The organism is Bosea sp. RAC05, assembly GCF_001713455.1.
In the GTDB taxonomy this organism is placed as follows: Bacteria; Pseudomonadota; Alphaproteobacteria; order Rhizobiales; family Beijerinckiaceae; genus Allobosea.
In genome coordinates, this window is sequence record NZ_CP016464.1 from 2,375,761 (window position 1) to 2,399,113 (window position 23,353).

At 69.3% G+C, this 23,353-nt stretch carries 19 protein-coding genes and 1 tRNA gene; 16 read left to right on the forward strand and 4 right to left on the reverse strand.

Features of this window, described 5'->3' with window-relative positions:
- Window positions 1-119: 119 nt before the first annotated feature.
- The 4 genes from BSY19_RS14745 (at window position 120) to argC (ending at window position 3,575) form a co-directional block, all read left to right on the forward strand.
- Window positions 120-878: an SDR family oxidoreductase gene (locus BSY19_RS14745; protein ID WP_069054819.1), complete on the forward strand. Its 759-nt coding sequence runs from the start codon at window positions 120-122 to the stop codon at window positions 876-878.
- A 126-nt stretch (window positions 879-1,004) separates the two neighbouring features.
- The gene (locus BSY19_RS14750) at window positions 1,005-1,286 is read left to right on the forward strand and encodes a hypothetical protein (protein WP_069054820.1); all 282 of its coding nucleotides are present in this window, start codon (window positions 1,005-1,007) and stop codon (window positions 1,284-1,286) included.
- Window positions 1,287-1,302: 16 nt separating this feature from the next.
- The gene (speB, locus tag BSY19_RS14755) at window positions 1,303-2,259 is read left to right on the forward strand and encodes an agmatinase (RefSeq protein WP_069054821.1); all 957 of its coding nucleotides are present in this window, start codon (window positions 1,303-1,305) and stop codon (window positions 2,257-2,259) included.
- Between the two features lie 380 nt (window positions 2,260-2,639).
- Window positions 2,640-3,575 carry an N-acetyl-gamma-glutamyl-phosphate reductase gene (gene argC / locus BSY19_RS14760; RefSeq protein ID WP_069054822.1) on the forward strand — a complete coding sequence of 312 codons (936 nt, stop codon included), beginning with the start codon at window positions 2,640-2,642 and terminating at the stop codon, window positions 3,573-3,575.
- Between the two features lie 73 nt (window positions 3,576-3,648).
- On the opposite strand, the gene BSY19_RS14765 is transcribed toward argC, so the two are convergent.
- A complete protein-coding gene (locus tag BSY19_RS14765; RefSeq protein ID WP_069054823.1) occupies window positions 3,649-4,497 on the reverse strand; it encodes a fumarylacetoacetate hydrolase family protein in 849 nt (282 codons plus the stop codon).
- 428 nt (window positions 4,498-4,925) lie between these two features.
- Between BSY19_RS14765 and BSY19_RS14770 the strand changes: the two genes are divergently transcribed.
- Complete coding sequence (locus tag BSY19_RS14770; RefSeq protein WP_069057124.1) at window positions 4,926-6,263, forward strand: OmpP1/FadL family transporter; 1,338 nt, start codon at window positions 4,926-4,928, stop codon at window positions 6,261-6,263.
- A 260-nt stretch (window positions 6,264-6,523) separates the two neighbouring features.
- Here the strand turns inward: BSY19_RS14770 and phaC are convergent, their stop codons facing one another.
- Window positions 6,524-8,296 carry a class I poly(R)-hydroxyalkanoic acid synthase gene (gene phaC, locus BSY19_RS14775; protein WP_069057125.1) on the reverse strand — a complete coding sequence of 591 codons (1,773 nt, stop codon included), beginning with the start codon at window positions 8,294-8,296 and terminating at the stop codon, window positions 6,524-6,526.
- Between the two features lie 169 nt (window positions 8,297-8,465).
- Here phaC and BSY19_RS14780 point away from each other — a divergent pair, with 169 nt between their 5' ends.
- From BSY19_RS14780 to BSY19_RS27970, 8 genes are all read left to right on the forward strand, one after another.
- A complete protein-coding gene (locus BSY19_RS14780) occupies window positions 8,466-8,921 on the forward strand; it encodes a hypothetical protein (RefSeq protein WP_069054824.1) in 456 nt (151 codons plus the stop codon).
- A gap of 212 nt (window positions 8,922-9,133) precedes the next feature.
- Window positions 9,134-10,354, forward strand: a complete 1,221-nt coding sequence (locus BSY19_RS14785) for an LL-diaminopimelate aminotransferase (RefSeq protein ID WP_069054825.1) — start codon at window positions 9,134-9,136, stop codon at window positions 10,352-10,354.
- Window positions 10,355-10,577: 223 nt separating this feature from the next.
- Window positions 10,578-11,009, forward strand: a complete 432-nt coding sequence (locus BSY19_RS14790; RefSeq protein ID WP_150129629.1) for a hypothetical protein — start codon at window positions 10,578-10,580, stop codon at window positions 11,007-11,009.
- 57 nt (window positions 11,010-11,066) lie between these two features.
- A complete protein-coding gene (locus BSY19_RS14795; RefSeq protein WP_069054827.1) occupies window positions 11,067-12,413 on the forward strand; it encodes a homoserine dehydrogenase in 1,347 nt (448 codons plus the stop codon).
- A 63-nt stretch (window positions 12,414-12,476) separates the two neighbouring features.
- Window positions 12,477-13,475, forward strand: a complete 999-nt coding sequence (gene glpX / locus BSY19_RS14800; RefSeq protein ID WP_069054828.1) for a class II fructose-bisphosphatase — start codon at window positions 12,477-12,479, stop codon at window positions 13,473-13,475.
- Window positions 13,476-13,599: 124 nt separating this feature from the next.
- Window positions 13,600-15,402, forward strand: coding sequence for a single-stranded-DNA-specific exonuclease RecJ (gene recJ / locus BSY19_RS14805; RefSeq protein ID WP_069054829.1), 1,803 nt, complete (start codon window positions 13,600-13,602; stop codon window positions 15,400-15,402).
- A 152-nt stretch (window positions 15,403-15,554) separates the two neighbouring features.
- A tRNA-Glu gene (locus BSY19_RS14810) sits at window positions 15,555-15,629 on the forward strand.
- A 195-nt stretch (window positions 15,630-15,824) separates the two neighbouring features.
- Window positions 15,825-17,519 (forward strand): hypothetical protein, encoded by a 1,695-nt coding sequence (locus BSY19_RS27970; RefSeq protein WP_069054830.1) that lies wholly within the window; start codon window positions 15,825-15,827, stop codon window positions 17,517-17,519.
- Window positions 17,520-17,556: 37 nt separating this feature from the next.
- On the opposite strand, the gene BSY19_RS14820 is transcribed toward BSY19_RS27970, so the two are convergent.
- Entirely contained in the window at window positions 17,557-18,627 is a 1,071-nt protein-coding gene (locus BSY19_RS14820; RefSeq protein ID WP_069054831.1) for an endo-1,4-beta-xylanase, read from the reverse strand.
- Between the two features lie 318 nt (window positions 18,628-18,945).
- On the opposite strand from BSY19_RS14820, the gene BSY19_RS14825 reads away from it, so the two are divergent.
- Window positions 18,946-20,295, forward strand: a complete 1,350-nt coding sequence (locus tag BSY19_RS14825) for an O-antigen ligase family protein (RefSeq protein WP_069054832.1) — start codon at window positions 18,946-18,948, stop codon at window positions 20,293-20,295.
- 34 nt (window positions 20,296-20,329) lie between these two features.
- Complete coding sequence (locus BSY19_RS14830; protein WP_069057126.1) at window positions 20,330-21,244, forward strand: glycosyltransferase family 2 protein; 915 nt, start codon at window positions 20,330-20,332, stop codon at window positions 21,242-21,244.
- Between the two features lie 10 nt (window positions 21,245-21,254).
- Here BSY19_RS14830 and BSY19_RS14835 read toward each other — a convergent pair whose 3' ends face one another.
- On the reverse strand, window positions 21,255-22,118 hold the full coding sequence (locus BSY19_RS14835; RefSeq protein ID WP_069057127.1) for a DUF6492 family protein: 864 nt from the start codon (window positions 22,116-22,118) through the stop codon (window positions 21,255-21,257).
- A gap of 125 nt (window positions 22,119-22,243) precedes the next feature.
- On the opposite strand from BSY19_RS14835, the gene BSY19_RS14840 reads away from it, so the two are divergent.
- Window positions 22,244-23,314, forward strand: coding sequence for a glycosyltransferase (locus tag BSY19_RS14840; RefSeq protein WP_069054833.1), 1,071 nt, complete (start codon window positions 22,244-22,246; stop codon window positions 23,312-23,314).
- Window positions 23,315-23,353 lie beyond the last annotated feature (39 nt).

Below are 23,353 nucleotides of genomic sequence, written 5' to 3' on the forward strand. Positions count from 1 at the left end.
CTGTCCCCACCGTCATCGCGAGCGCAGCGAAGCGATCCAGGGTCGTACGCTCGACCTTCGCCTGGATTGCTTCGCTGCGCTCGCAATGACGGTTTCGGAACCGCTCGAGGAGAGACATCATGACCGCCGCCCGACCCGTTCTCCTCGTCACCGGCGGCAGCCGGGGCATCGGCGCCGCCATCTGCGTGATGGCCGCACAGCGCGGCTATGACGTCGCGGTGAACTACCAGAGCGCGGCGAAGGCCGCCGCCGAGGTCGTCGCGGCCTGCGAGGCCGCTGGGGCGAAAGCGGTCGCGCTGCAGGGCGACATGGCCGTGCAGGACGACATCGCCCGCGTCTTCGCGGACGCGCAGGCTGCGCTGGGCCCGCTCACCCATGTCGTCAACAATGCCGGCATCACCGGTCCCGCGAGCAAGCTGGCCGAGGCCGACCCGCAGACGATCCGCACCTGCATCGACGTCAACGTCACCGGCGCGATCCTGGTCGCACGCGAGGCGACGCGCGCGCTGCTCGCCAACCCGGACGCGAAGGGCAGGGTGATCGTCAACATCTCCTCGATCGCGTCGGGCCTCGGCGCGCCCGACGAATTCGTCTGGTATGCGGCCTCGAAGGGCGCAATCGATTCCCTGACGGTTGGCATGGCGAAGGAGCTGGCGCCCGCCGGCATCCGGGTCAACGCGGTCGCGCCGGGCATGACCGAGACCGAGATCCACGCCCTGTCATCGGGCGAGCCCGGCCGCGTCGCCCGCATCGCGCCCTCGATCCCGCTCAGACGCGCCGCTCAGCCCGAGGAGATCGCGGAGGTCGTGCTCTTCGCCCTGTCGGAGGCCGCGTCCTATGTCGTCGGCTCGATCCTGCGCGTCGGCGGCGGGCGGTAGCCGCGTCATGGCGAGCGCAGCGAAGCAATCCAGCCACGCGCGCTCGACGTCTCCCTGGATGGCTTCGCTGCGCTCGCCATGACGGACGGGGTTTTCTCGGCAGAGCGGCTGCGATAGGCCACGACCATGCGCGTCCTCCTGATCCTCATCGCCTTCGGCATGGTCGCCGTGCCCGCGCTGCTCGCGCTGGCGCGACGCGACCTGCCGCGCGGGCGCCGGATCGCCAACGCGCTGGTGATCTTCCTCGCGCCGGCCTTCGCGCTCGGCCTGATCCATGGCGTGCCGGAGCTCGACGGGCGCGCGCTGCAGAACCCTGTCGCCTGGACGGTGCTGCGGCTGGTGCTTACGGGTCTCGCGCTGATCCTGCCCTGGTGCCTCTATGTCTGGCTGATGGGGCGCCGCCCGTGAGAAGGGGAGCGTCGCGATGACCGAGCAGACCGGCCCGGGTTCGATCGACCACGCCTTCACCGGCGAGCGCCGTGGCGGCGCGGCCGACCCGACCTATGCCGGCGCGCTCTCCTTCATGCGCCGGCGCTACGGCAAGGACGTCGCCGGCTGCGATCTCGTGGTCTGGGGCGTGCCCTTCGATCTCGCCGTGACGAACCGGCCCGGCGCGCGCTTCGGCCCGCAGGCGCTGCGCCGCGCCAGCGCGATCTTCGACGGCGACCCGCAATATCCCTCCGGCCTCGATCCCTTCGCGCATCTGGCGGCGCTCGACTATGGCGACTGCCTGCTGCCGCGCGGCGACCTGCCGGGCTGCGCCCGCGCCATCGAGGCGGAAGCCGCCGGCATCCTCGCCTCCGGCGCGCATCTGGTGACGCTGGGTGGCGACCATTTCGTCACGCTGCCGCTGCTGCGCGCCCATGTCGCCCGCCATGGCCGGCTCGCTCTGATCCAGTTCGACGCGCATCAGGACACCTGGGACGACGGTGTCGGGTCCATCGGCCACGGCTCCTTCGTGCTGGAGGCGGTGCGCGAGGGCCTGATCGACATCGAGCGCTCGATCCAGATCGGCATCCGCACCGTCGCGCCGCGCGACGGCGGCATCGCGATCCTCGACGCCTACACCGTCCACGAGCTCGGTGTGGCGGGGACGCTCGCGCGGATCCGCGAGCGGGTCGGGGAGGGGCCGGCCTATCTGACCTTCGACATCGACGCGCTCGACCCCGCCTTCGCACCCGGAACGGGCACGCCGGTCTCGGGCGGGCTGTCGGCCGAGCAGGCGCTGCGCCTAGTCTGGGGCCTGCGCGACCTCGACATTCGCGGCATGGACCTCGTCGAGGTCTCGCCGCCTTACGACCACGCGGACATCACCGCGATCGCCGGCTCGACCCTGGTCCAGCACCACATTCAGGCGCTGGCGCTGAAGAAGGCCGGTTGAAGCGGATCCGTGCCAAGGACGGCGGCAAGCGATTCCGATCGTTGAGGAACGATGCTTCGCCGTGCTCGGCCTGTGCCCAGCATCCACGTCTTGAAGACAGCCCTCGATACCGGGAGACGTGGATGGTCGGCACAAGGCCGACCATGACGCCTGTCTTCCTGCGCGAGCGGACAATTGACAGCGCTGCATCCCTCCCTCATATCCCGCTGATGACCACCAACCTGTCCCGACGTCGCCCTGTCACGGCCGCCCCTGCGCGACCGCGGTGACGCTCGGCTTGCAGCCCGACTGTCCGCGACCGCGCCCGGAGCGCGGTTTTTTTATGCCCGAAGCCGGCCAAGTTCTTTGAGCCGATCCCCCAGACGCCTTGCGAGGGTCCGATGAGCCAGAACCCGAAATCCATCTTCATCGACGGCGAAGCCGGCACGACCGGGCTCGGCATCCGCGACCGGCTGGCGGCGATGCCGGGCGTCGTCGTCAGGAGCATCGACCCCGAGAAGCGCAAGGACCCGGTCGCCCGCCAGGAGATGATGGCGCAGGTCGATCTCGTCGTGCTCTGCCTGCCCGACGACGCAGCGAAGGAATCGGTCGCGCTCGCCGACGCGCTGGGGGCGAAGTCGCCCAAGATCGTCGACGCCTCGACCGCCTATCGCGTCGCGCCGGACTGGGTCTACGGCTTCGCCGAGCTGGAGCACGGCCACGCTGCCACCATCGCCAAGGCCACCCGCGTCTCCAACCCGGGCTGCTATCCCACCGGCGGCATCGCGCTGCTGCGGCCGCTGGTCGATGCCGGCTTCATCCCGCCCGATCACGCCGTCACCATCAACGCGGTGTCGGGCTATTCCGGCGGCGGCAAAAGCATGATCGAGGCCTATGAGGCCGGCACGGCCCCGGCCTTCGAGCTCTACGGGCTCGGCCTCAAGCACAAGCACCTGCCCGAACTGCAGCGCTATGCGCGGCTGTCGCGGCGGCCGATCTTCATTCCCTCGGTGGGGAATTTCCGGCAGGGCATGCTGGTCTCGGTGCCGCTGCATCTCGACACGCTGCCGGGCAAGCCCAAGGCGGCCGATCTCGCCGACGCGATGGCCGAGCATTATGCCGGCTCGACCTATGTCTCGATTGTTCCGGCCGTACAGGCCGGCGGCAAGCTCGAGCCCCAGGCGCTCAACGACACCAACAAGCTGGAACTGCGGGTTTTCGGTGACGACGATCTCCGCCAGGCGGTGCTGGTCGCGCGGCTCGACAATCTCGGCAAGGGCGCCTCGGGCGCCGCCGTGCAGAACATCCGGCTGATGCTCGGCCTGCCCGAGAAGTGAGCCGGCCCGCCTGGACGGAGGCACAAAAAAGGGCCGCGCGAGCGGCCCTTTTCCACGTCGGTGAGGAGCGATCTCAGCCCTGATAGGCCTTGAAGTGCTGCTGCTGCTCGCCCAGGCCCTCGATGCCGAGCTTGACGACCTCGCCGCCCTTCAGGAAGCGCGGCGGCTTGAAGCCGAGGCCGACGCCGGGCGGCGTGCCGGTGGTGATGACATCGCCCGGATCCAGCCGCATGAACTGGCTGATGTAGTGGACGAGATAGGCGCAGCCGAAGATCATCGTCTTGCTCGAGCCGTTCTGGACGCGCTCGCCGTCGACTTCGAGCCACATGGCGAGGTTCTGGACGTCCTTGACCTCGTCCGTCGTCACCATCCAGGGGCCGAGCGGGCCGAAGGTCGGGCAGCCCTTGCCCTTGGCCCACTGGCCGCCGCGTTCGATCTGGAATTCGCGTTCCGAGACGTCATTGCAGACGGCGAAGCCCGCGATCGCGGCCATGGCCTTGTCTTCCGGGATGTAGGAGCCGCCGTCGCCGATGACGATGGCGAGCTCGACCTCCCAGTCCGTCTTCTTCGAGCCCTTGGGAATGATCACGTCGTCATTCGGGCCGACGATGCAGTTCGGCGCCTTGTTGAAGAGGATCGGCTCCTTGGGGATTTCGGCGCCGGTCTCCGCCGCATGGTCGGCGAAGTTGAGGCCGACCGCGATGAAGTTGCGGACGTCGCCGACGCAGGCGCCGATGCGCGGTGCGCCGGCGACCTTCGGCAGCGACTCGGGGTCGATCGCCCCAATTTTCGCCAGCGAGGCGGATGTCAGGGCCTTGCCGGCGAGATCGGGGATGATGCCCGACAGGTCGCGCAGGACGCCCTTGGCATCGAGGAGACCGGGCTTTTCAGCGCCCGCGGCTCCGAAGCGTAGCAGTTTCACGTCGTTTCCCCCGTTTTCAAACGATCTAATTGGGGCGCGATCCTGACAAGACGCAGGCCCGAAAGACAAGTGCATTCGCGCGCATGGCGCGGCTGCGGCGAGCGGCCAACGGGCATGTTGCGGGAATGCCACGCCCGCCGTCAAAGCGGATTGCCTCTGCCTTGGGCGGGGCTGCCCCGAAACGAGCCAGAAACACCAAAACCGGCGATAGTTCTTATATAAACGATATCTTTGGCGACAGCACCAAGCCGGCAACATGAAATATCGCCGATTTCGCCCGTTTCTCGCGCTTGCCCAAGCGGCAGACCGGGGGGCGGGCGGGAAAACGGCGCCTTCGCGGCGGGATTGCGGCGGGAACCGCCTCGCGGCATGCTCGGATTCGAGCGGGGCCATGCGCCCCGAAGAAACATCAAGACGGGATGGATTCCATGAAGGGCATTGTTCGCACAGCCGCGGTGGCTACGGTTTCGATGGCGGCGCTCCTCGCCGCCGGCGCCGCCCAGGCCGGCTCCTTCGCGATCCGCAGCGGCCAAAGCGCCGAGGGTCTCGGCATGGCCTATGCCGGCGCGGCCGCCGGCGGCATCGGCATGGGCGCGATGGCCTGGAACCCCGCGACCATCACCATGTTCCCCGGCCGCAACAGCCAGTGGAACTTCACCTATCTCAACGCCAACGCCTCCTATGATCCGACCTCGCCGACGCGGCTCGGCTCGCCGGTCGGCCCGCTGAACCCGATCCAGAACGGCTCCGGCAACATCGGTGGCGACGGCGCCTTCATCCCGGCCTCCTATTCGGCCTGGCAGCTGACCGACCGCTTCTGGATCGGCATGACCACCGGGGCGCCCTTCGGCCTGCGCTCCAAGGCCGACAACCAGGTCTATGCCGGCCAGGTCTATGGCCGCTCGGCCAATCTGCGCACGATCAACGTCTCCCCGACCATCGGCTACAAGGTCAATGACTGGCTCTCCGTTGGTGCGGCCTTCCAGGTCCAGTATCTCAGCACGAGCCTGAAGAACGCCACCGGCGCCACGCTGCCCGGCGCGATCGGCCCGGCGGCCCCGAACCAGGTCCTCAAGGGCGACACCATCGACTTCGGCTTCCGCGTCGGTGCGACCCTGACGCCGCGCGAGGGCACGACGATCGGTATCGCCTACCGCTCCTCGATCCACCAGACGCTCGAGGGCACGATCTCGACCCTCGCCGGCGTCAGCCCGATCAAGGCCAACCTGAACCTGCCGGACTCGGTGGTCTTCGGCGTGTCGCAGGTCATCAATGACCAGTGGCAGGCCCATCTCGGCGTCGAGTGGACCAACTGGAGCCGCTTCCGCCGCATCCCGATCGTCAGCCAGATCAGCGGCCTGCCGATCTCGAGCCTCAACTTCGTCTATGACGACAGCTGGTTCTTCAGCGGCGGCGTCGAGTACAAGTACAGCCCGGCCCTGACCCTGCGCGCCGGTGTCGCCTACGAGCTGTCGCCGGTGAACGACACCAACCGCACCGTCTTCATCTCGGACAACGACCGGCTCTGGCTCTCGGCCGGTGCGAGCTACCAGGTCACCGACAAGCTCAAGCTTGATGTCGGCTACACCTACATCAACGTGAACAAGGCCAAGGTGAACTACAGCGGCACCCATCCGCAGCAGGGCCCGGTCTTCTTCACCGCCGAGGCCAAGCCCTACATCCACATCGTCTCGGCCGGCCTGACCTATCGCTGGGACAACCCGACGGAAGCGATCCCGGTCCGCCCCGCGGTCCGCAAGAACTGACCGGGCGCCCAGCGCCCGACGCGAAAGCCGGCCCTCGCGGGCCGGCTTTTTTGTTGCAGAATGCTGTTTTCATTCGGAAACAGACCGTCATTCCGGACAAGCGGCGCAGCCGCGCCGATCCGGAATCCATCGTCAAGCTCTGGAGCCCTCCGCTGGATCCCGGGGCAAGCCCGGGATGACGGCGGTGGTTCCGAGAAAACGCAGCACGCTCGTGCATCAGCCCTCGGCCGATCCCGATCCCTCGTCCGCGCCAGCCCCGCTCAGGCCTTCTTCAGCACATAGGTCCCCGGCGCATCGGCCAGCGCCGGCAGCTTGCCCGCGCCCGGCACCCGCGCCTTGACCCGCCTGGGCGCCTGCGCCTCGACCCACGAGAACCAGTGCGGCCACCAGGAGCCCGGATGCTCCTGCGCCGCGCCGATCCAGTCCTCATAGCTTCCGCGTGCCGGCCCGCCGGTCCAGTACTGGTACTTCACCTTGCCGGGCGGGTTGACGACGCCGGCGATATGGCCCGAGCCCGCGACGATGTAGTCGACTGGCCCGCCGAAGCATTGCGAGCCGGTGAAAACCGAGCGGGCCGGGGCGATGTGGTCCTCGCGGGTGGCGAGGTTGTAGATCGGGATCGTCACCGCCCCGAGATCGAGCCGCTGGCCGCCGATCACCATCTCGCCCTTGGAGAGCTTGTTCTCGAGATAGCAGTTGCGCAGGTAGAAGGAGTGGTTGGCCGCCGGCATCCGCGTCGAATCGGAGTTCCAGTAGAGCAGGTCGAAGGGCGTCGGCGCCTTGCCCTTCAGGTAGTTGTTGACCGCATAGGACCAGATCAGGTCGTTGGGCCGCAGCATGTTGAAGGCGCCCGCCATGCGCGCGCCGTCGAGATAGCCGCTCTTGGTCATCTGCTCCTCGACGGCCCGGATCTGCTCCTCGTCGACGAAGACGGAGAGCTCGCCGGCCTGCGAGAAATCGACCTGGGTGGTGAAGAAGGTCGCGGCGTCGATGCGCTTGTCCCCGACCGCCGCCATATAGGCGAGCGTGACGCCGAGCAGCGTGCCGCCGACGCAGTAGCCGATCGCGCTGACCTTCTTCTCGCCGGTCGCCTGCTCGATCGCCTCCAGGGCCGCGAAGACGCCCTCGCGCATGTAGCTCTCGAAATCCTTGGTGGCGTGCCGCTCGTCCGGGTTGACCCAGGAGATGCAGAACACGGTCAGCCCCTGGGCGACCGCCCAGCGGATGAAGCTCTTCTCGGCGTTCAGATCGAGGATGTAGAACTTGTTGATCCAGGGCGGCACGATCAGGAGCGGGCGCTTCAGCACGGTCTCGGTCGCGGGCGCGTACTGGATCAGCTCCATGATGTCGTTGCGGTAGACGACCTTGCCGGGCGTCGCGGCGATGTTGACGCCGATCTTGAAGGCGCCCGGATCGGACTGCCGGATTTTGAGCTCGCCGCGGCCGGCCTCGATGTCCTCCGCCAGCATCTTCATGCCGCGCACCAGGTTCTCGCCGTTCTGCTGCAGCGTCTCGCGCAGCAGTTCGGGATTCGTCGCGACGAAGTTGGAGGGCGAGAGCGCGCTGGCGATCTGCTTCACGTAGAAGCGCGCCTTCTCGCGGGTGTGCGGGTCGAGGTCCTCGGCCCGGTCGACCATCGATTCGGCCCAGCGCGTGCCGATCAGATAGGCCTGCTTGACGAAGTCGAACATCGGATGCGCCGACCAGTCGGGGTCGGCGAAGCGGGCGTCGCGCTTGTCCGGCTCGATGACGGGCTTGGCCTCCTCGCCGCCCGCCCGCTTGAGCATCGTGCTCCACAGCGTCAGGAAATCGCCCGTCAGCGAGGCCTGCGCCTCGATGATCTTGCGCGGGTCGGAGACCCATTTCTCGGCGACGCGGCCCAGCGTCTTGACCATCTCGCTGGCCTCGTCGGCCTGCCCGCCCTTGGCCTCGCCACGCTCGATCGGCTTGAGATAGGCGGCGGTGACCTTGCCGTATTCCTCGACGAGGCGGCTCATGTTCTGTGCGAAGGCGTCGAGATCGGGCGCCGGCATCTCGGCCGGGCCGGTCGTATCCCCGGACTTCTCCCCGGCTCGCCGGTCCATCGCGCTCTCCCCGTCGCACGTCTTCTGAGGGGATGCTGTCTGCTCCCCATTTTGGTCCTATTAAGGACGTAACGGATATCGACTACAAAGAGAATTCCGCAACGCGCCGGATCCAGCCATGCCGCAAGCCCGACACCAGTCCACGCCGCTCCTGCCGCTCCTGATCTCGGCGGGCCTGGCGGTCGCCGCGGCGGGCTGCGCGGGCGAGGCCGGCAAGAGCGTGGCGGAAGCGGCCGGGATGGCGACCACGGCCGCCGAGCCCAAGCCCTTCGTGCGCGAATCCCGCCCGGCCGATGCGAGCTTCATCCCGATCGGCTCGACCTTGCCGGTGAACCCGCTCTGCCAGGGCGATGCGCCGCCCCCGCCACCCTTCGTCCCCGCCGGTCAGGCTGCGCATTTCTCCTACAGGCCCGACGGCCGCAAGCCGAACGAGGATTGCAAGCCGCGGGCGGAGTTCAAGAAGATCGAGGCCGAACTCGAAGCGAAACGCACCGCCAACGAGGCCGCCGGCAACGTGGCGAAGACGCTGGGCTCCACGCCTGCCCCCAAGCCCGCGACGCTGCCGACCAACTGAGCGCGCCGGCTCGACCGGCGCCCGCGACGCTCTTGCGGCAGATGTCGATTGAATCTTGCGTTTTTCGTCCGCCCGTGACCAAAGATGCCGCCGGAGGCGCGCTGCGCGCAACGATCTGAATCGCAAGGGGAGGGCCCGGCACCATTTGGGGTGCCGCCGCACGCCCTCCCGGAGACAAGGACGCCGGCGCGCCCGGCGAAGGAACCGTTCGAATGGCCGATTTTCACCGCATCAAGCGCCTGCCGCCCTACGTCTTCGAACAGGTCAACAAGATCAAGGCCGCCGAGCGCGCCAAGGGCGTCGACATCGTCGATCTCGGCATGGGCAATCCCGACCTGCCGGCTCCCAAGCATGTCATCGAGAAACTGGTCGAGACCGCCGGCAAGCCACGCACCGACCGCTATTCGGCCTCCAAGGGCATTGGCGGCCTGCGCCGGGCCCAGGCTCATTATTATGAGCGCCGCTTCGGCGTGAAGCTCAACCCCGACACCCAGGTCGTCGCGACGCTGGGGTCGAAGGAGGGCTTCGCCAATATGGCGCAGGCCATCACCGGACCGGGCGACGTCGTGCTGGTGCCCAATCCGAGCTACCCGATTCACGCCTTCGGCTTCCTGATGGCGGGCGGCGTGATCCGCTCCGTGCCGGCCGAGCCGACGCCGGCCTTCTTCCCCGCGCTCGAGCGGGCGATGATCCATTCGGTGCCCAAGCCGATCGCGCTCGTCACCTGCTACCCGGCAAACCCGACAGCCTACACCGCCTCGCTCGATTTCTACCGGGATCTCGTCGCCTTCGCCAAGAAGCACGAACTGATCCTGCTCTCGGACCTCGCCTATGCCGAGGTCTATTTCGACGAGAACGACCCGCCGCCCTCGATGCTGCAGGTGCCGGGCGCGATGGACGTCACCGTCGAGTTCACCTCGATGTCGAAGACCTTCTCGATGGCCGGCTGGCGCATGGGCTTCGCCGTCGGCAATGAGCGGCTTCTGGCGGCGCTCGCCCGGGTGAAGTCCTATCTCGACTATGGCGCCTACACCCCGATCCAGGTCGCGGCGGCGGCCGCCCTCAACGGCCCCGACGACTGCATCCGCGAGATGCGCGACATCTACCGCAAGCGTCGCGACGCGCTGGTCGAGAGCTTCGGCAAGGCCGGCTGGGAGTTCCCGGCGCCGGCGGCCTCGATGTTCGCCTGGGTGCCGATCCCCGAGAAGTTCCGGCATCTCGGCTCGCTGGAGTTCTCGAAGCTGCTGATCGAGAAGGCCGAGGTCGCGGTCGCGCCGGGCATCGGCTTCGGCGAGCATGGCGACGACTATGTCCGCATCGCCATCGTCGAGAACGAACAGCGCATCCGCCAGGCCGCCCGCAATGTCGGCCGCTTCCTCAAGGGCGCCGACCACACGCTGCACAACATCATCCAGATGCCCAAGGCGGGGTAGGGGGGGCGGACTGGCCCCGGCCTCAGCCCTCATCCTGAGGAGCGCTCCGCAGGAGCGCGTCTCGAAGGATGCTCCAGGAGGCTCCCGAACCCATTGGACCATCCTTCGAGACGCCGCTGACGCGGCTCCTCAGGATGAGGGCTCGGGAGACTGGACCGCGACCCCGAAACATGGGAACCCGTCGCCACGGACGATCCCGTCCGGAATGGGGCTCCCACGCACGATGTTCAGCAAAGGCCGTCTGCTCGCCGGTGGTGTGGTGCTCTTCGCGCTGGTCTGCCTCGTCAGCACCTTCGACTTCTCGCGGGGGCGCGTCCCCCAGACGAGCTCGCCGCTGATTTCGGATGTGCTCGCCGCGACCACCGCCCGCGAATGCGGCCGCGACGCCACCGAGGTGGTCGCCCGTCATCTGCCGCCGGGCATCGAGCAGGCGGTTGCGGAGGCAATCCTCGCCGCGGCCGTGATCGAGCCGCCGCAACCCTGGTTCTGGACGCCGGTGAACGAGACCGCCACGAGCTGGAACGGCGACACGCTGGAAGCGCTGCGCACCATCAAGATCACCGCCTTCGGCACCAATCTGCTGCGCATCCACATGACCTTTGGAGAGGGCAAGCTGCGTCGCCTGGCGGCCGAGGTCGTTTGCCGCTTCGGCTGAGCGCCAGTCGAGGCTTCGCCGTTGACTCGGCCGGCCCCCTCATGCGACGCCGCCGCCATGACCAGCGCCTCTGCCCAAACCCCCGCCACTCCCCTCCGCATCGGCCTTGCCGGGCTCGGAACCGTCGGCGCCTCGGTGCTGCGCATCCTGCGCCGCCAGGAAAACGCGCTCAGCGAACGCTGCGGCCGCGCCATCCGTGTCACCGCCGTCAGCGCCCGCGACAGGACCCGCGATCGCGGCGTCGATCTCGGCGGGCTGACCTGGTTCGATGATCCCGTCGACCTCGCGCGCTCGCCCGAGATCGATTGCCTGGTGGAACTGGTCGGTGGCTCCGAGGGCCCAGCCAAGGCCGCCGTCGAGGCGGCGCTGGCCGCGGGCAAATCGGTCGTTACCGCCAACAAGGCGCTGCTCGCCCATCATGGCGTCGCGCTCGCGACGCTGGCGGAGGAGAAGGGCGTCGCGCTCGCCTTCGAGGCCTCGTCGGCCGGCGGCATCCCGATCGTCAAGACGCTGCGCGAGGCGCTCGCCGGCAACAGCGTGACGCGGCTCTACGGAATTCTCAATGGCACCTGCAACTACATCCTCTCGCGCATGGAGATGGAGGGGCTGACCTTCGAGGCCTGCCTGAAGGACGCGCAGCGCCTGGGTTATGCCGAGGCCGACCCGACTTTTGATGTCGAGGGCTACGACACCGCCCACAAGCTCGCCATCCTCACCAGCCTCGCCTTCGGGACGAAGATCGACGCCGAAGCGATTCATGTCGAAGGCATTTCCTCGATCACCCCGCTCGACCTGAAGATGGCCGACGAACTCGGCTACCGGATCAAGCTGCTCGGCGTCGCCGAGCGCACGAAGGCCGGCATCGAGCAGCGCGTCCACCCGACCATGGTGCCGAAATCCTCGGCCATCGCGCAGGTGATGGGCGTTCTCAACGCCGTCACGGTCGACGCCGATGCCGTGCGCGAACTCACCCTCGTCGGCCCCGGCGCTGGTGGCGACCCGACAGCATCGGCGGTCGTCGCCGACATCGCCGACATCGCCCGCGGCACGGCGGGGCTGCCCTTCGGCCTGCCGGTCGCACGGCTCGAGACCGCGGCCCGCACCCCGATGCAGCGCCACGAGGGTGGCTATTATGTCCGCCTCTCGGTGGTCGACCGCCCCGGCGCCGCCGCCGGCATCGCCACCCGCATGGCCCAGGCCGACATCTCGCTGGAGAGCATCGTGCAGCGCCGCTCGGCCGCCGCCGCGGCGCAGGACCCGGCGGGGCGCTCGGGCACGCCGGTGCCAGTCGTGCTGATTACCTACGCCACGAGCGAGGCCGCGATCCGCTCCGCCCTCGCGCAGGTCTCGGCCGACGGCCATATCGCAGAACCGCCGCAAGTCATCCGGATCGAACGGGAGTAGGCTTCAGGCGTTGTTTGCGCCGTGACCGCTCGCCGCCGACCGCAAAACCAAAGGGAACCGCTCATGTCCGACGATCTCCGCATTTCCTCCTCCCAGATCATCGAGCGCTATCTCTCGATGGAGCTGGTGCGCGTCACCGAGCGCGCGGCGGTATCGGCGGCGCGGCTGCGCGGCCATGGCAACGAGAAGGCGGCGGATCAGGCGGCGGTCGACGCGATGCGGCGCGAGCTCAACCGCCTGCCGATCGATGGCGAGATCGTCATCGGCGAGGGCGAGCGCGACGAGGCGCCGATGCTGTTCATCGGCGAGCGGGTCGGCACCCGGCAGGGGCCGAAGGTCCATATCGCCGTCGATCCGCTCGAGGGCACCACGCTCTGCGCCAAGGACATGCCCGACTCGATCGCCGTGATGGCGATGGCGGAAGCCGGCAAGCTGCTCAACGCACCCGACGTCTACATGGACAAGATCGCGATTGGCCCGGGCTATGCCCGCGGCATCGTCGATCTCGACGCCTCGCCGACCGACAACATCCATGCGCTGGCCAAGGCCAAGGGCGTCAAGCCGAGCGAGATCTCGACGCTGATCATGGACCGCCCGCGCCATGCCAAGCTGATCGAGGAGGTCCGCAAGACCGGCTGCTCGATTCGCCTGATCACCGATGGTGACGTCGCCGGCGTGATCTACTGCACCGAGCCGCACAAGACCGGCATTGACCTCTATCTCGGCATCGGCGGCGCGCCCGAGGGCGTGCTGGCCGCGGCGGCGCTGCGCTGCGTCGGCGGCCAGATGCAGGGCCGCCTGATCCTCGACACCGAGGAGAAGCGGGCGCGCGCCCTGACCATGGGCATCACCGACCCCAACAAGAAGTACAGCATGGAAGAGATGGCCTCGGGCGACACCATCGTCTGCGCCACCGGCGTCACCAATGGCGGCATGCTGAAGGGCGTGAAGTTCGGCAAGGACGTGATCGAGACGGAAACGATCGTCTACCGCTCGATCACCGGCACGGTCCGTCGCATCCATGGCGAGCATCGCGACTTCGGCAAGTTCAAGCTCGACTGAGCCGAGGGCGGCGACCAACCTGACCACGACGGCCGGGCTCGCCCGGCCGTTCCGCGTTGGAAACCATGGCGGGCCGCGGGCTCACGGTTGACGAAAGGGCTCGCCTGCGCGACGCCCTCTGCCCATGAGTCTCAACCCTCCGCGTGCCTTTCTCGGCGTCACCCGCTCCGCCCTGGGCCGGCCCTGGCGAGACCGGCTCGACGCCGCCGGCCTCGGCCGCGCCGAGGCGCTGACTCAGCGCGAGGGCCTTCCCGACATCCTGGCGCGGCTCCTGGCCGGTCGCGGTGTCGAGCCCAACGAGGCGCAATCCTTCCTCGAGCCGAGGCTGCGCGACCTGCTGCCCGATCCCGGCACGCTGATCGACATGGGCCCCGCCGCCGCACGGCTCGCGCGCGCGGTCGAAAGCGGCGAGCGTGTCGCGATCTTCGGCGATTATGACGTCGACGGCGCCTGCTCGGCGGCCCTGCTGGCGGACTTCCTGACGCAAGCCGGCGCCCACCCGCGCATCCATATCCCCGACCGCCTGATCGAAGGCTACGGGCCCAACAGCGAGGCGATCCGGCAGCTCGCCGCCGAGGGCGCGACGCTGCTGGTCACGGTCGATTGCGGGACCACCAGCCACGAGCCGCTGGCCGAGGCCAGGCGGCTTGGCCTCGATGTCGTCGTGCTCGACCATCACCAGGCGCCGGAGCGGCTCCCGGAGGTCGAGGCGCTGGTCAATCCCAACCGGCAGGACGATCTCTCGGGGCTGGGCCATCTCTGCGCGGCCGGTGTCGTCTTTCTGGCGCTGGTCGCGACCCGCGCCGAACTGCGCCGCCGCGGTGCCTGGGGCTCGCGCGGCGGCGAGCCCGACCTGCTCGCCGCGCTCGACCTCGTCGCGCTGGCGACGGTCGCGGACGTGGTGCCGCTGCAGGGGCTCAACCGCGCCTTCGTGCGCCAGGGGCTTGCCATCCTGCGCGGACGCGCACGGCCGGGGCTGGCGGCGCTGATGGATGTCGCGGGGCTCGACGGGCCGGTCCAGCCCTGGCATCTCGGCTTCCTGCTCGGCCCGCGCATCAATGCCGGCGGCCGTATCGGCGATGCGGGCCTCGGCGCCCGCCTCCTGCTGACGGCTGACGAGATCGAGGCCCGCGCGATCGCCGCCGAACTCAACCGCCTGAACCAGGAGCGCCAGGAGATCGAGCGCCAGGCCGTGATCGAGGCGATCTCGCAGGCCGACCATGCGCTGATGCGCGATCCCGCCCTGGCCGTGCTGCTGGCGAGTTCGCCGGACTGGCATCCCGGCATCGTCGGCCTGGTCGCGGCGCGGCTGAAGGAGCGCTTCCGCAGGCCCGCCTTCGCGCTCGCCCTGAACGGGGAGGGCGGCGCGACCGGGTCGGGCCGCTCGGTCGCCGGTGTCGATCTCGGACGCGCGGTGCGTGCCGCCGTCGAGGCCGGGCTGGCGGTCAAGGGCGGCGGCCATGCCATGGCGGCCGGCGTCACGCTCGCGCCGGGGCAGGACGCGACCTTCCACGCCTTCCTGGCGCAGCGGCTCGCAAGCGAGGTCGCGGCGGCCGGCGAATCGGAAGCCCTCCTCGTCGACGCCGCGCTGAGCGCCGGCGGGGCGACGCCGCGGCTGCTGGCCGAAATCGACAGGGCCGGCCCCTTCGGCCAGGGCAGCCCGGAGCCGGTCTTCGTCTTTCCCGCGCATCGCCTGACTGATGCGGTCGAGATCGGCAGCGGCGGCCATGTCCGCGTCAAGCTGAAGGGCGGCGACGGTGCGAGCGTGGGCGGGGTCGCCTTCCGCTGCGCCCAGGAGCCGCTCGGGCGCGCGCTGCTGGCCGCGCGGGGCGAGAGCGTCCATCTCGCCGCGACCCTGACCCTAAACCGCTGGGGCGGCAACGAGAAGGCGGAACTGCGCGTCCTCGATCTGGCGCGCCCGGTCTGAGGCGCCGGCAGGCTGCGGCGCCGCGGCCGACATGGACGGCCCTGTGTCGCAGGCGCGGGGTGCAAAAACCGGAAGCCGGCGCTTGCGGAGCCGCAAGCCTGCCACTATACCTCGCCCCGCTTCGACACGGACCGCCCGCGGTTCGGAAGCCCGCGACCTTCGTCTATCGGTTAGGACACCAGCCTTTCACGCTGGGGAGACGGGTTCGACTCCCGTAGGTCGCGCCACCCATTTCCGGGTGCCGCCACGCCACAAAACCTATGAGCTGCTTGTCCAGACGCCACGGGGCTCTGGCTCGCCCGACGCCGCGTTGACAGCCGGCGCGATGCCATGACAACACCGGGGCAGGGCGACGATCGACCGCACGGAACGGGTCGATCCGTGCCCTTTCCGCACGGAACAACCCGGACCGGCTCAGCGACATGACGACCCAGCCGAGTGCGCCCGGAGCGCAGGGACGAGGCGCAAGCGGCGCGGCGGGCTGGCTCCTGGCGCTGGCCCTGCTCGCGCTGTTCGCCGCCGCTGCGGTGCTGGCCCTGTCGCTGCCGCTGCGGCTGCCGCTCGGCGCCTTCTACTGGGATGCCGCCGTCTATCTCGACGCCTTCCAGCGCATCCACATCGGCCAGATGCCGGCCGTCGACTTCTTCGCCCCGGTCGGGCCGGCGGGCTATTATCTCGGCGCCTGGCTGCACAGCGCCTTCCCGCTGGCGCAGCCGATGCTGCTGGTGAACTGGGCGATCCTGCCGCTCGTCCTGCCGCTGGCGCTGGCCGTGCTGCTGCAGCGCGACATGAAGGGGCTCGCGCTCGCACTGGTCGTCCCGTTCCTGGTCTTCGCAGCCCTGCCGATCAACCTCGCCGTGTTCTATCCCGCGCCCGGGCTCGACGGCTTCGGGACCTACAACCGCCACGCCGCGCTGCTGCTCTACTGGCTCGTCGCCGCGCTGCTGTTCTGGCCGTCCTCGCGGACGAAGACGGCGCTGGTCGCGGCCTTCATGCTGGCGCTGGTGCTGACCAAGGTGACGGGCGCGGTCGCCGGCGCGATCCTGGTCGGATACGCCTGGCTCGCCGGCCGCCTGCGGTTCGCGGATGCCGTCTTCGCCGCGCTGGCCTGTCTCCTCGCGCTGGCGCTCATCGATCTCGCGACGGGGCTGATCAGGGCCTATCTGGCCGATATCCTGACCCTGCTGCGACTCAACAGCGAGACGCTGCTGCCGCGGCTGCTGACGGTCGCGTCCGCCAAGTTCGGCGTCGTGCTGCCGGCCACCGCCCTGCTGGCGCTGCTCGTCTGGACCGGCTGGCGCGAGCCGGGGTCTCTTCTCCAGAGGGCGCGGGGCCTGGTCGCGGGGCCGGCCGGCTGGCTGGCGGTCACGCTCTTCGCGCTGGCCCTGTTCGAAACCCAGAACACCGGGTCGCTGGAATTCATCGCGCTCTGGCCGGTGCTCCTGCTCGTGCTGCGGCAGGAGCGCTCGCGGTCCGGCGGATGGAGGCCGGCGGTCCTGGTCCTGACGCTCGCGGTGGCCCTGCCCAGCCTGCTGCTCGGCATCGAGCGCGGCGCGCGCGCGCTCGCCGGGGCGCGGGGGGATGTCGTTGCGCTGCCGGCGCCGGAACTCGGGCCGCTCGGCCGCGTCAGCCTGAAGCGCGGGCTGGCGGAGCGCGCCGGCTTCATGCTCGCGCTCTATCCGGCCCAGGCCGGAACCTACCGGGCCCTGGCCGAGGCGGGTCTCGAGCCGTCGGCGCTCTTCCACGCCGAGATCGACAGCCAGGCGACCTGGCTGCTCGAGGTCCGGCAGGGACTCCTGGCTCTGCGCGACTGGGAGACGCGCGAAGGGCGCCAGCTGAACGGCGTCTTCACGCTCGACTTCGTCGATCCGTTCAACGCGCTGCTCGACCGCCGCGCCCCGCGGCTCGTGCCGATCGGGATCACGCCCGGGCGCAACCTGCCGCCGCCCACGCCCGAGGTCCTGGCCGCGCTGGCCCAGACGGACGCGATCCTCGCGCCCAAATGCCCGGTCACGCCGGGGCGCGCCGCGATCGCCCGGCACTATGCCGCCGCGCTGGCCGGCCGACCGGTCGTCGCGCTGGCGCCCTGCTGGGATCTCTATCCGAAGCCGCGATAGCGCGGATCCCGGCGCCGCAGCACGCGGCGGCCCGTCGTCAGGCCTTGGCGCCGGTGAAGGCCTTGATCACGCGCATCAGCGGCTTCGGCTGGTAGTTGGCGTCGAGGGGCAGGGGGCGGTTGGGGAGGCCATCCTTGCGGCTGAACCAGATCGGCACCCAGGTGAATTTGTCGCTGATGCCCCATGTCAGCACCACCTCGGGGCGGACGACATCGCCGATCGCCTGCAGGAAGGCCTGGGCGCGCGACGCCACGATCTCGTCGCGGATGGCGGGGTCGGGCGGCAGCTTGTCGTCGATGACGTCGAGCTCCGTCACCAGGATCGCCAGGCCCATGCCGTGCAGTTCGGAGACGAAGCGCGAGAGACCCTCGCGGTCGATCTCCTTCTCGCCGGGCAGATGGCCCTGCAGGCCGATGGCGTGCAGCGGCGTACCCCGGTCCTTCAACTCCTTGACCAGCCGCAGGAAAGCCGTCCGCTTCGCCCGGCACTGCCCGGTCGGGTTCTCGAAGCCGAAATCGTTCAGCACGAGCTGGGCCTTGGGGTCGACGGCCGCCGTCCGGCGGAACGCCATGTCGATATGCTGCGTGCCCAGCAGATCCTGCCAGAGCGAGGGCCGCATCGGCTTGTCGATGGCGGGATTGTCGCTGATCGCCTCGTTGACGACGTCCCAGCTCGGGATCCGCCCCTTGTAGCGCCCGACGACGGTGTCGATGTGCTCGTAGAGCGCCCGCTCCGCCGCCTGCTTGGTGGTGATCGCCTCGGTCCATTTCGGCATACCGGCATACCAGGCAAGGGTGTGGCCGCGCATCTGCATGCCATGGGCGTCGGCGAAGGCGAGCAGCCGATCGGGATGGTCGAACACGAAGCGATCCGCCGCGGGACGCAGATCGATCCATTTCAGGCCTCCCTCGCCGACGAGCACCTGGCAGTGCTCGAGCACGGCGCGGCGGTAATCGGGATCGTCGCGCAGCAGGTCGACACGCATCGCGGCGCCGAAGGGGATCGCCGCCCGGGCCGTCGTCTTGGCCGGCGCCCGGGCCAGGGCCGGCAGCGCGCCTGCGCCCAGCCCGGCGCTCAGGCCTCCCAGGACGAACTGCCTCCTGCGCATCGCGGCCTCCCTCGGGGAACGAACCGGTACGGCCCGCCGCAACCCGGCCGCCGGAATACCACAGAAATCGGCGCGAAAGCGGCCGGGTCCGGCTTCGCGTTATGGCATACTTAACGTCATCGGCGTCTGATGAGCCCGGTTGCGTCCGTTGCCGTTTCCCCCTGACAGCGGCGCCAGACGAAAGCGCCGGCAGGGATCGATGGGCCGCAGACAGGCTGTCAACGAGCGATCGGATCGCGTCGCGCCCTGCGTCGTCGGGGCCCGCGCGTCTCGTTCCCGGCGCGCGCCGGCAGCGCTGACAGCGGCAGGTCCGCGCGGATGACGGAGACCCGCATCGCGTCACGAAGCGGGGCTGTCCCGGGCGGCGCCTCGTCGCTGCTGCTCGTCGTTGTCTTCTGCTTCTTCTGGATCGGGCTCGCGCCCTTTCCCGACCCCAACGCCTCGGGCCTGCTGACGGCCTATGGCACGTCCTCGAACGTGATGAACCAGATCATGGTCGTGGGGCTGGCGGGTCTGGTCTTCCTGGCGCTGGCGAACCACCCGGCCCGCGGGCTGGTCCTGCGCTCCTTCGGCCCCCTCGCGGTGATCTTCTGCTGGCTGTTGTTCACCGCCCTGTTTTCAGACGTGCCCGCGACCGCGTTCCGGCGGATCGTCTATGCGATGCTGGTGTGCCTGTGCGCCAGCAGCGTCCTGCTGCTGCCCCGCGACAGCGACCAGTTCGGCAAGCTGCTCGGCATCTGCGTGCTCACGGCGGTGCTGCTGGCCTTCCTCGGGGTCTTCGCCTTGCCCCAGCGCGCCATCCACCAGGGCTCCGACGCGCTCGAGCATCAGCTCGCAGGCGCCTGGCGCGGGCATTTCGGCCACAAGAACGTCGCCGCCGCCGCGATGGTGTTTGCGGTCTTCTTCGGTCTGTTCTTCATGCGGATGAGGGCGTTCTGGCAGGGGGCGCTGATCGTCGCCTGCGCCGGGGTGTTCCTGCTGAATGCGGGCGGCAAGACCTCCGCCGCCATGCTGCCGGCGATCCTCGCCGTGGCCTGGCTGTTCGAACGGATCGGGCCGCTGCGGGTCGTGTTCCTGCTCGCCTGCCTGGCGGCGATGAACTACCTGCTGCTGTCGGCCGCGGTCTCGCGCGAGACGCAGGACCTGCTCGTCTCCTGGGGGATCGACCCGACCTTCACGGACAGGGCCTCGGTCTGGCGCCTGGCGCTCGGCGCCATCGCGGAGCGGCCGCTGCTCGGGCACGGATTCCAGAGCTTCTGGCAGATGGACTCGCTCGTCTATGGCGAGGAGGCCGACACCAGCTGGGCGGTGACGGCGGCCAATGCCCATAACGGCTATCTCGACCAGGTGATCAATGGCGGCTTTCCGCTGCTGGTCATGATGATCATCTGGCTCGTCGTCCTGCCCTGTCACCATGTCGGACTGGCGTTCAAGCGCGCGCAGCATCCCGATCTCGCGCGGCTGTTCATGCGCTGCTGGCTCTTCATGCTGTTCCTGTCCTGCCTCGAGAGCCCGTTTTTCGACAATCGCGGTCCGGTCTGGTTCACCATGCTGATCTCCGTTTTCGGGCTGCGCATGCTCGCTTACGGAAATTTGAAGCCGTCGGCCTATGCACGGACGAGGTCCGCTCCCGGTTCGCAACTCGACCCGGATGGCAAGGCGGCCTGAGCGTGTTCTCATGATCGATCGTCAGCAGCGCCCCATGCCCGTCGAAGCCGTCATCTGCATCCCGACCTTTCGTCGCCCGGACTGGCTGCGGCGCACGCTGGCCTCGGTTGCGGCCCAGCAGGGCGATGTCGGCTATGCGGTCGTGGTCGTCGACAATGACGGCGCTAACCCGGTCGGGGCGGCGCTGGCGAGCGAGGTCCTCGGCGCGACCGCGCTGCCCCATACGGTCGTTGTGGAGCACCGGCAGGGCAACTGCCACGCGATCAACCGGGCCTTCGAGGTCGCGCTCGCGACCTATCCCGATGCGCCCTACCTCTTGATGATCGACGACGATGAGATCGCGCTGCCGGGCTGGCTGCAGGCGATGGTCGGCCTCGCTCGCGAGCGCGGCGCGGATCTCGTCGGCGGGCCCGTCATCCGCCAGTTCGAGGTCGAGCCCGACGCCACCGTGATGCGGCACCCGCTCTTTGTCTCCATCGACGGCGAGACCCGCCGGATCGACCAGCTTCACGGCTCGGGGAATTGCCTGATCCAGCGGCGCGTCTTCGAGAGGCTGCCGGCGCCTCCCTTCGACGTCCGCTTCAATTTCCTCGGCGGCGGCGACATGGAGTTCTTCACCCGCTGCCGGCTCGCCGGGTTCGAGACTTGGTGGAGTGCGGAAGCGGTGGCGCATGAGTTCGTCGCGAGCGGCCGGACGACCGCCTCGTTCCTGATGAAGCGCTCGCTGCGCACCGGCAGCATCAACTACATGATCGACCGGCTGCACCGGCCGCTGGCGATCGCGCTGGCGAAGAACGCCGCCAGCCTCGGGCTCGGCGTGCTGCGCGGCGTCAGTGTGCTGCTGCGCACCGGCTCGCCGCTGCTGGCGAGCCATCCGCTGCTGATGCCGGTCGGACGGGTCGTCGCGAGCCTCGGCCTGCTGCCGAAGCCCTACCGTTCGTCCACCTAGCGAGCCCCGCTCAACCGCGCAGCAGCGCCGCCCGGATCGTCGCCACGGATGTCTGGGTATGGGACTGGATGGTCAGGCCGAACTGGTCGGGCCGCATCTGCCCGATCAGCGCGCTGACGCCCCGCTCGTCCAGCGCGGGGCCGGACCAGTAGGTCAGGCAGGGCGAGGTTTCGACCCGCTCATGCCGCTCTTCGAGGACCGGATCGTTCGAGACCGCGGCGCCATAGGTCAGATATTCCGAGAAGTGGCGCTGGCGGGCCAGGACCTGCCACCAGGGCCGGCCATTCACCGCCTCGATCCGGTCCGCCATGGCGCGAACCGTCGTGCGGTCCCAGGTGATCATCGGCCCGATATAGTCGTCGCCCGGCAGGGGCGGGGTGACGAGACCCAGCGCCCTGTGGGCGTTCTCCCGCCAGAGCACATGACGGGGCAACTCGGGAGTGATCGCGCGCCGGCGGGTGAAGAGCGGGACGCGGGCGGCCGTGGCGAGGCCCGACAGGTCCGCCGGGCGGCAGAAGCAGATGTCGGAGTCGATGCAGATCACCCGCTCGGCCGGCTGGGACAGCGTCACCGCGAATTTCCGCAGCTGCTGGAGATGCCAGCCATAGATCGGCAATCCGAGCCCGGGGCGCCAGAGATAGCGCCGCCCCCGCCAGCGCCCGGCCGTCCAGAAGCGCGGGAGCAGCGCCGAGGTCGCGATCACCTCGCGCTTCGGCCCGGCCAGCGGCGCAAACAGCCCGTAATCTGCGTCGTCCACCACGATGAAGTGCCGGGCATGGCCCGTGCAGAAACGGTCCATCGTGTCGCAGAGCAGCCTGCACCGCTCGAGATCGCCGTGATAGCTGGGCGTCACGACGGAAAGCTCACCGATCATCTGCCGTCCCTTGCCGGCGAAATCCTCGCCCCGCGCGCGTCGCGACGCCGCCACAGGGCGATCCGTTAACGCGACAATCCTAATTTGACGTTGCACCCTTCCCGGACCGGACGGCCCTTCCGAGCATGTCGAAGCGTTATCTCATCCTCCGCTCGGCGGCGACGGAGACCTGCGGGGTCGAGGAGTTCGCGCGGCAACTGGCGCAGCGCCTGCCCGGACCCGCGGAGACCTGGGTCCTCGGCGAGGGCTTTGGCCGGTTCCTGGCGCGGCTGCGCGCGGTGGACGGCATCATCCTGAACTTCCCCGTCGTTGCCTGGAAGAGGAAGCTCGTCTGGCCGGCGCTGACGGCGCTGGCCGCCCGGCTGCGCCGCAGGGAGGTGCTGGTCGTCCTGCATGAATGGGCGGCGCTCGACTGGAAGCGCAGGCTCGTGCTGGCGCCGGTCATGGCGCTGGCCAGCCGGATCGTCTTCTCGGCGCCGGAGATCGCCACCGAATTCGGCCACAGCCCGCTGTCGCGCGTCGCGACGGGCGACCGCGACGTCATCCCGATTCCGCCCAACCTCCGGGCGCCGCCGCAACGGCGCGCCTCGGCGGTGAGCCGGCGGCTCGACGAGGAGCGCGCCAGGGGGCGCATCATCCTCGCGCAGTTCGGCTCGATCTACCCGAAGAAGCAGTCCAAGGCGGTGCTGCAGGTCGCCGAGCGGCTGATCGCGCGCGGCCATGACGTGTTCACCGTCTTCATCGGCTCCTTCATCAAGGGCAGCGACGATGTCGAGGCGGATTTCCGGGGGAGCGTGCAGGCCGCCGGGCTGAGCGACCGCGTGCTGGTGACCGGCTATATCGGCGACGAGGCCGAGCTGTTTGCCCTGTTCGAGCAGGTCGATGTCTTCTGCTACGTCTTCGCCGAGGGGCTGACCTCGCGCCGCGCCAGCGTGCTGGCCGCCGCCCTGTTCGGCAAGGCCGTCGTCGTCAACGCGCCGGCCGCGGCCGATGCGCTGCAGCACCACGGCCTCTACCTCAAGCTGATCGAGACGGGCCTCATTCGCCTCGTCGCCATCGACGCCGATGCCGACAGTCTGGCGGAGGCCGTCCTGAGCGCGACCACTGACGCGCCGTCGTCCATCGACCTGACCACCGAACTCGACAGGCTGTGGCAGGTCGCCGGAGACGTCATCATCCGTCGTCGAGATGCCTGAGGCCGTCGAGAGCCCGGTGAGCGGCGCGATGGCCGGCTG

Coding starts and splice junctions, on each gene's coding strand:
- BSY19_RS14745 (WP_069054819.1), top strand. CDS start 120: ATGACCGCCGCCCGACCCGTTCTCCTCGTCACCGGCGGCAGCCGGGGC.
- BSY19_RS14750 (WP_069054820.1), top strand. CDS start 1,005: ATGCGCGTCCTCCTGATCCTCATCGCCTTCGGCATGGTCGCCGTGCCC.
- speB (WP_069054821.1), top strand. CDS start 1,303: ATGACCGAGCAGACCGGCCCGGGTTCGATCGACCACGCCTTCACCGGC.
- argC (WP_069054822.1), top strand. CDS start 2,640: ATGAGCCAGAACCCGAAATCCATCTTCATCGACGGCGAAGCCGGCACG.
- BSY19_RS14770 (WP_069057124.1), top strand. CDS start 4,926: ATGAAGGGCATTGTTCGCACAGCCGCGGTGGCTACGGTTTCGATGGCG.
- phaC (WP_069057125.1), bottom strand. CDS start 8,296: ATGCCGGCGCCCGATCTCGACGCCTTCGCACAGAACATGAGCCGCCTC.
- BSY19_RS14780 (WP_069054824.1), top strand. CDS start 8,466: ATGCCGCAAGCCCGACACCAGTCCACGCCGCTCCTGCCGCTCCTGATC.
- BSY19_RS14785 (WP_069054825.1), top strand. CDS start 9,134: ATGGCCGATTTTCACCGCATCAAGCGCCTGCCGCCCTACGTCTTCGAA.
- BSY19_RS14790 (WP_150129629.1), top strand. CDS start 10,578: ATGTTCAGCAAAGGCCGTCTGCTCGCCGGTGGTGTGGTGCTCTTCGCG.
- BSY19_RS14795 (WP_069054827.1), top strand. CDS start 11,067: ATGACCAGCGCCTCTGCCCAAACCCCCGCCACTCCCCTCCGCATCGGC.
- glpX (WP_069054828.1), top strand. CDS start 12,477: ATGTCCGACGATCTCCGCATTTCCTCCTCCCAGATCATCGAGCGCTAT.
- recJ (WP_069054829.1), top strand. CDS start 13,600: ATGAGTCTCAACCCTCCGCGTGCCTTTCTCGGCGTCACCCGCTCCGCC.
- BSY19_RS27970 (WP_069054830.1), top strand. CDS start 15,825: ATGACGACCCAGCCGAGTGCGCCCGGAGCGCAGGGACGAGGCGCAAGC.
- BSY19_RS14820 (WP_069054831.1), bottom strand. CDS start 18,627: ATGCGCAGGAGGCAGTTCGTCCTGGGAGGCCTGAGCGCCGGGCTGGGC.
- BSY19_RS14825 (WP_069054832.1), top strand. CDS start 18,946: ATGACGGAGACCCGCATCGCGTCACGAAGCGGGGCTGTCCCGGGCGGC.
- BSY19_RS14830 (WP_069057126.1), top strand. CDS start 20,330: ATGCCCGTCGAAGCCGTCATCTGCATCCCGACCTTTCGTCGCCCGGAC.
- BSY19_RS14835 (WP_069057127.1), bottom strand. CDS start 22,118: ATGATCGGTGAGCTTTCCGTCGTGACGCCCAGCTATCACGGCGATCTC.
- BSY19_RS14840 (WP_069054833.1), top strand. CDS start 22,244: ATGTCGAAGCGTTATCTCATCCTCCGCTCGGCGGCGACGGAGACCTGC.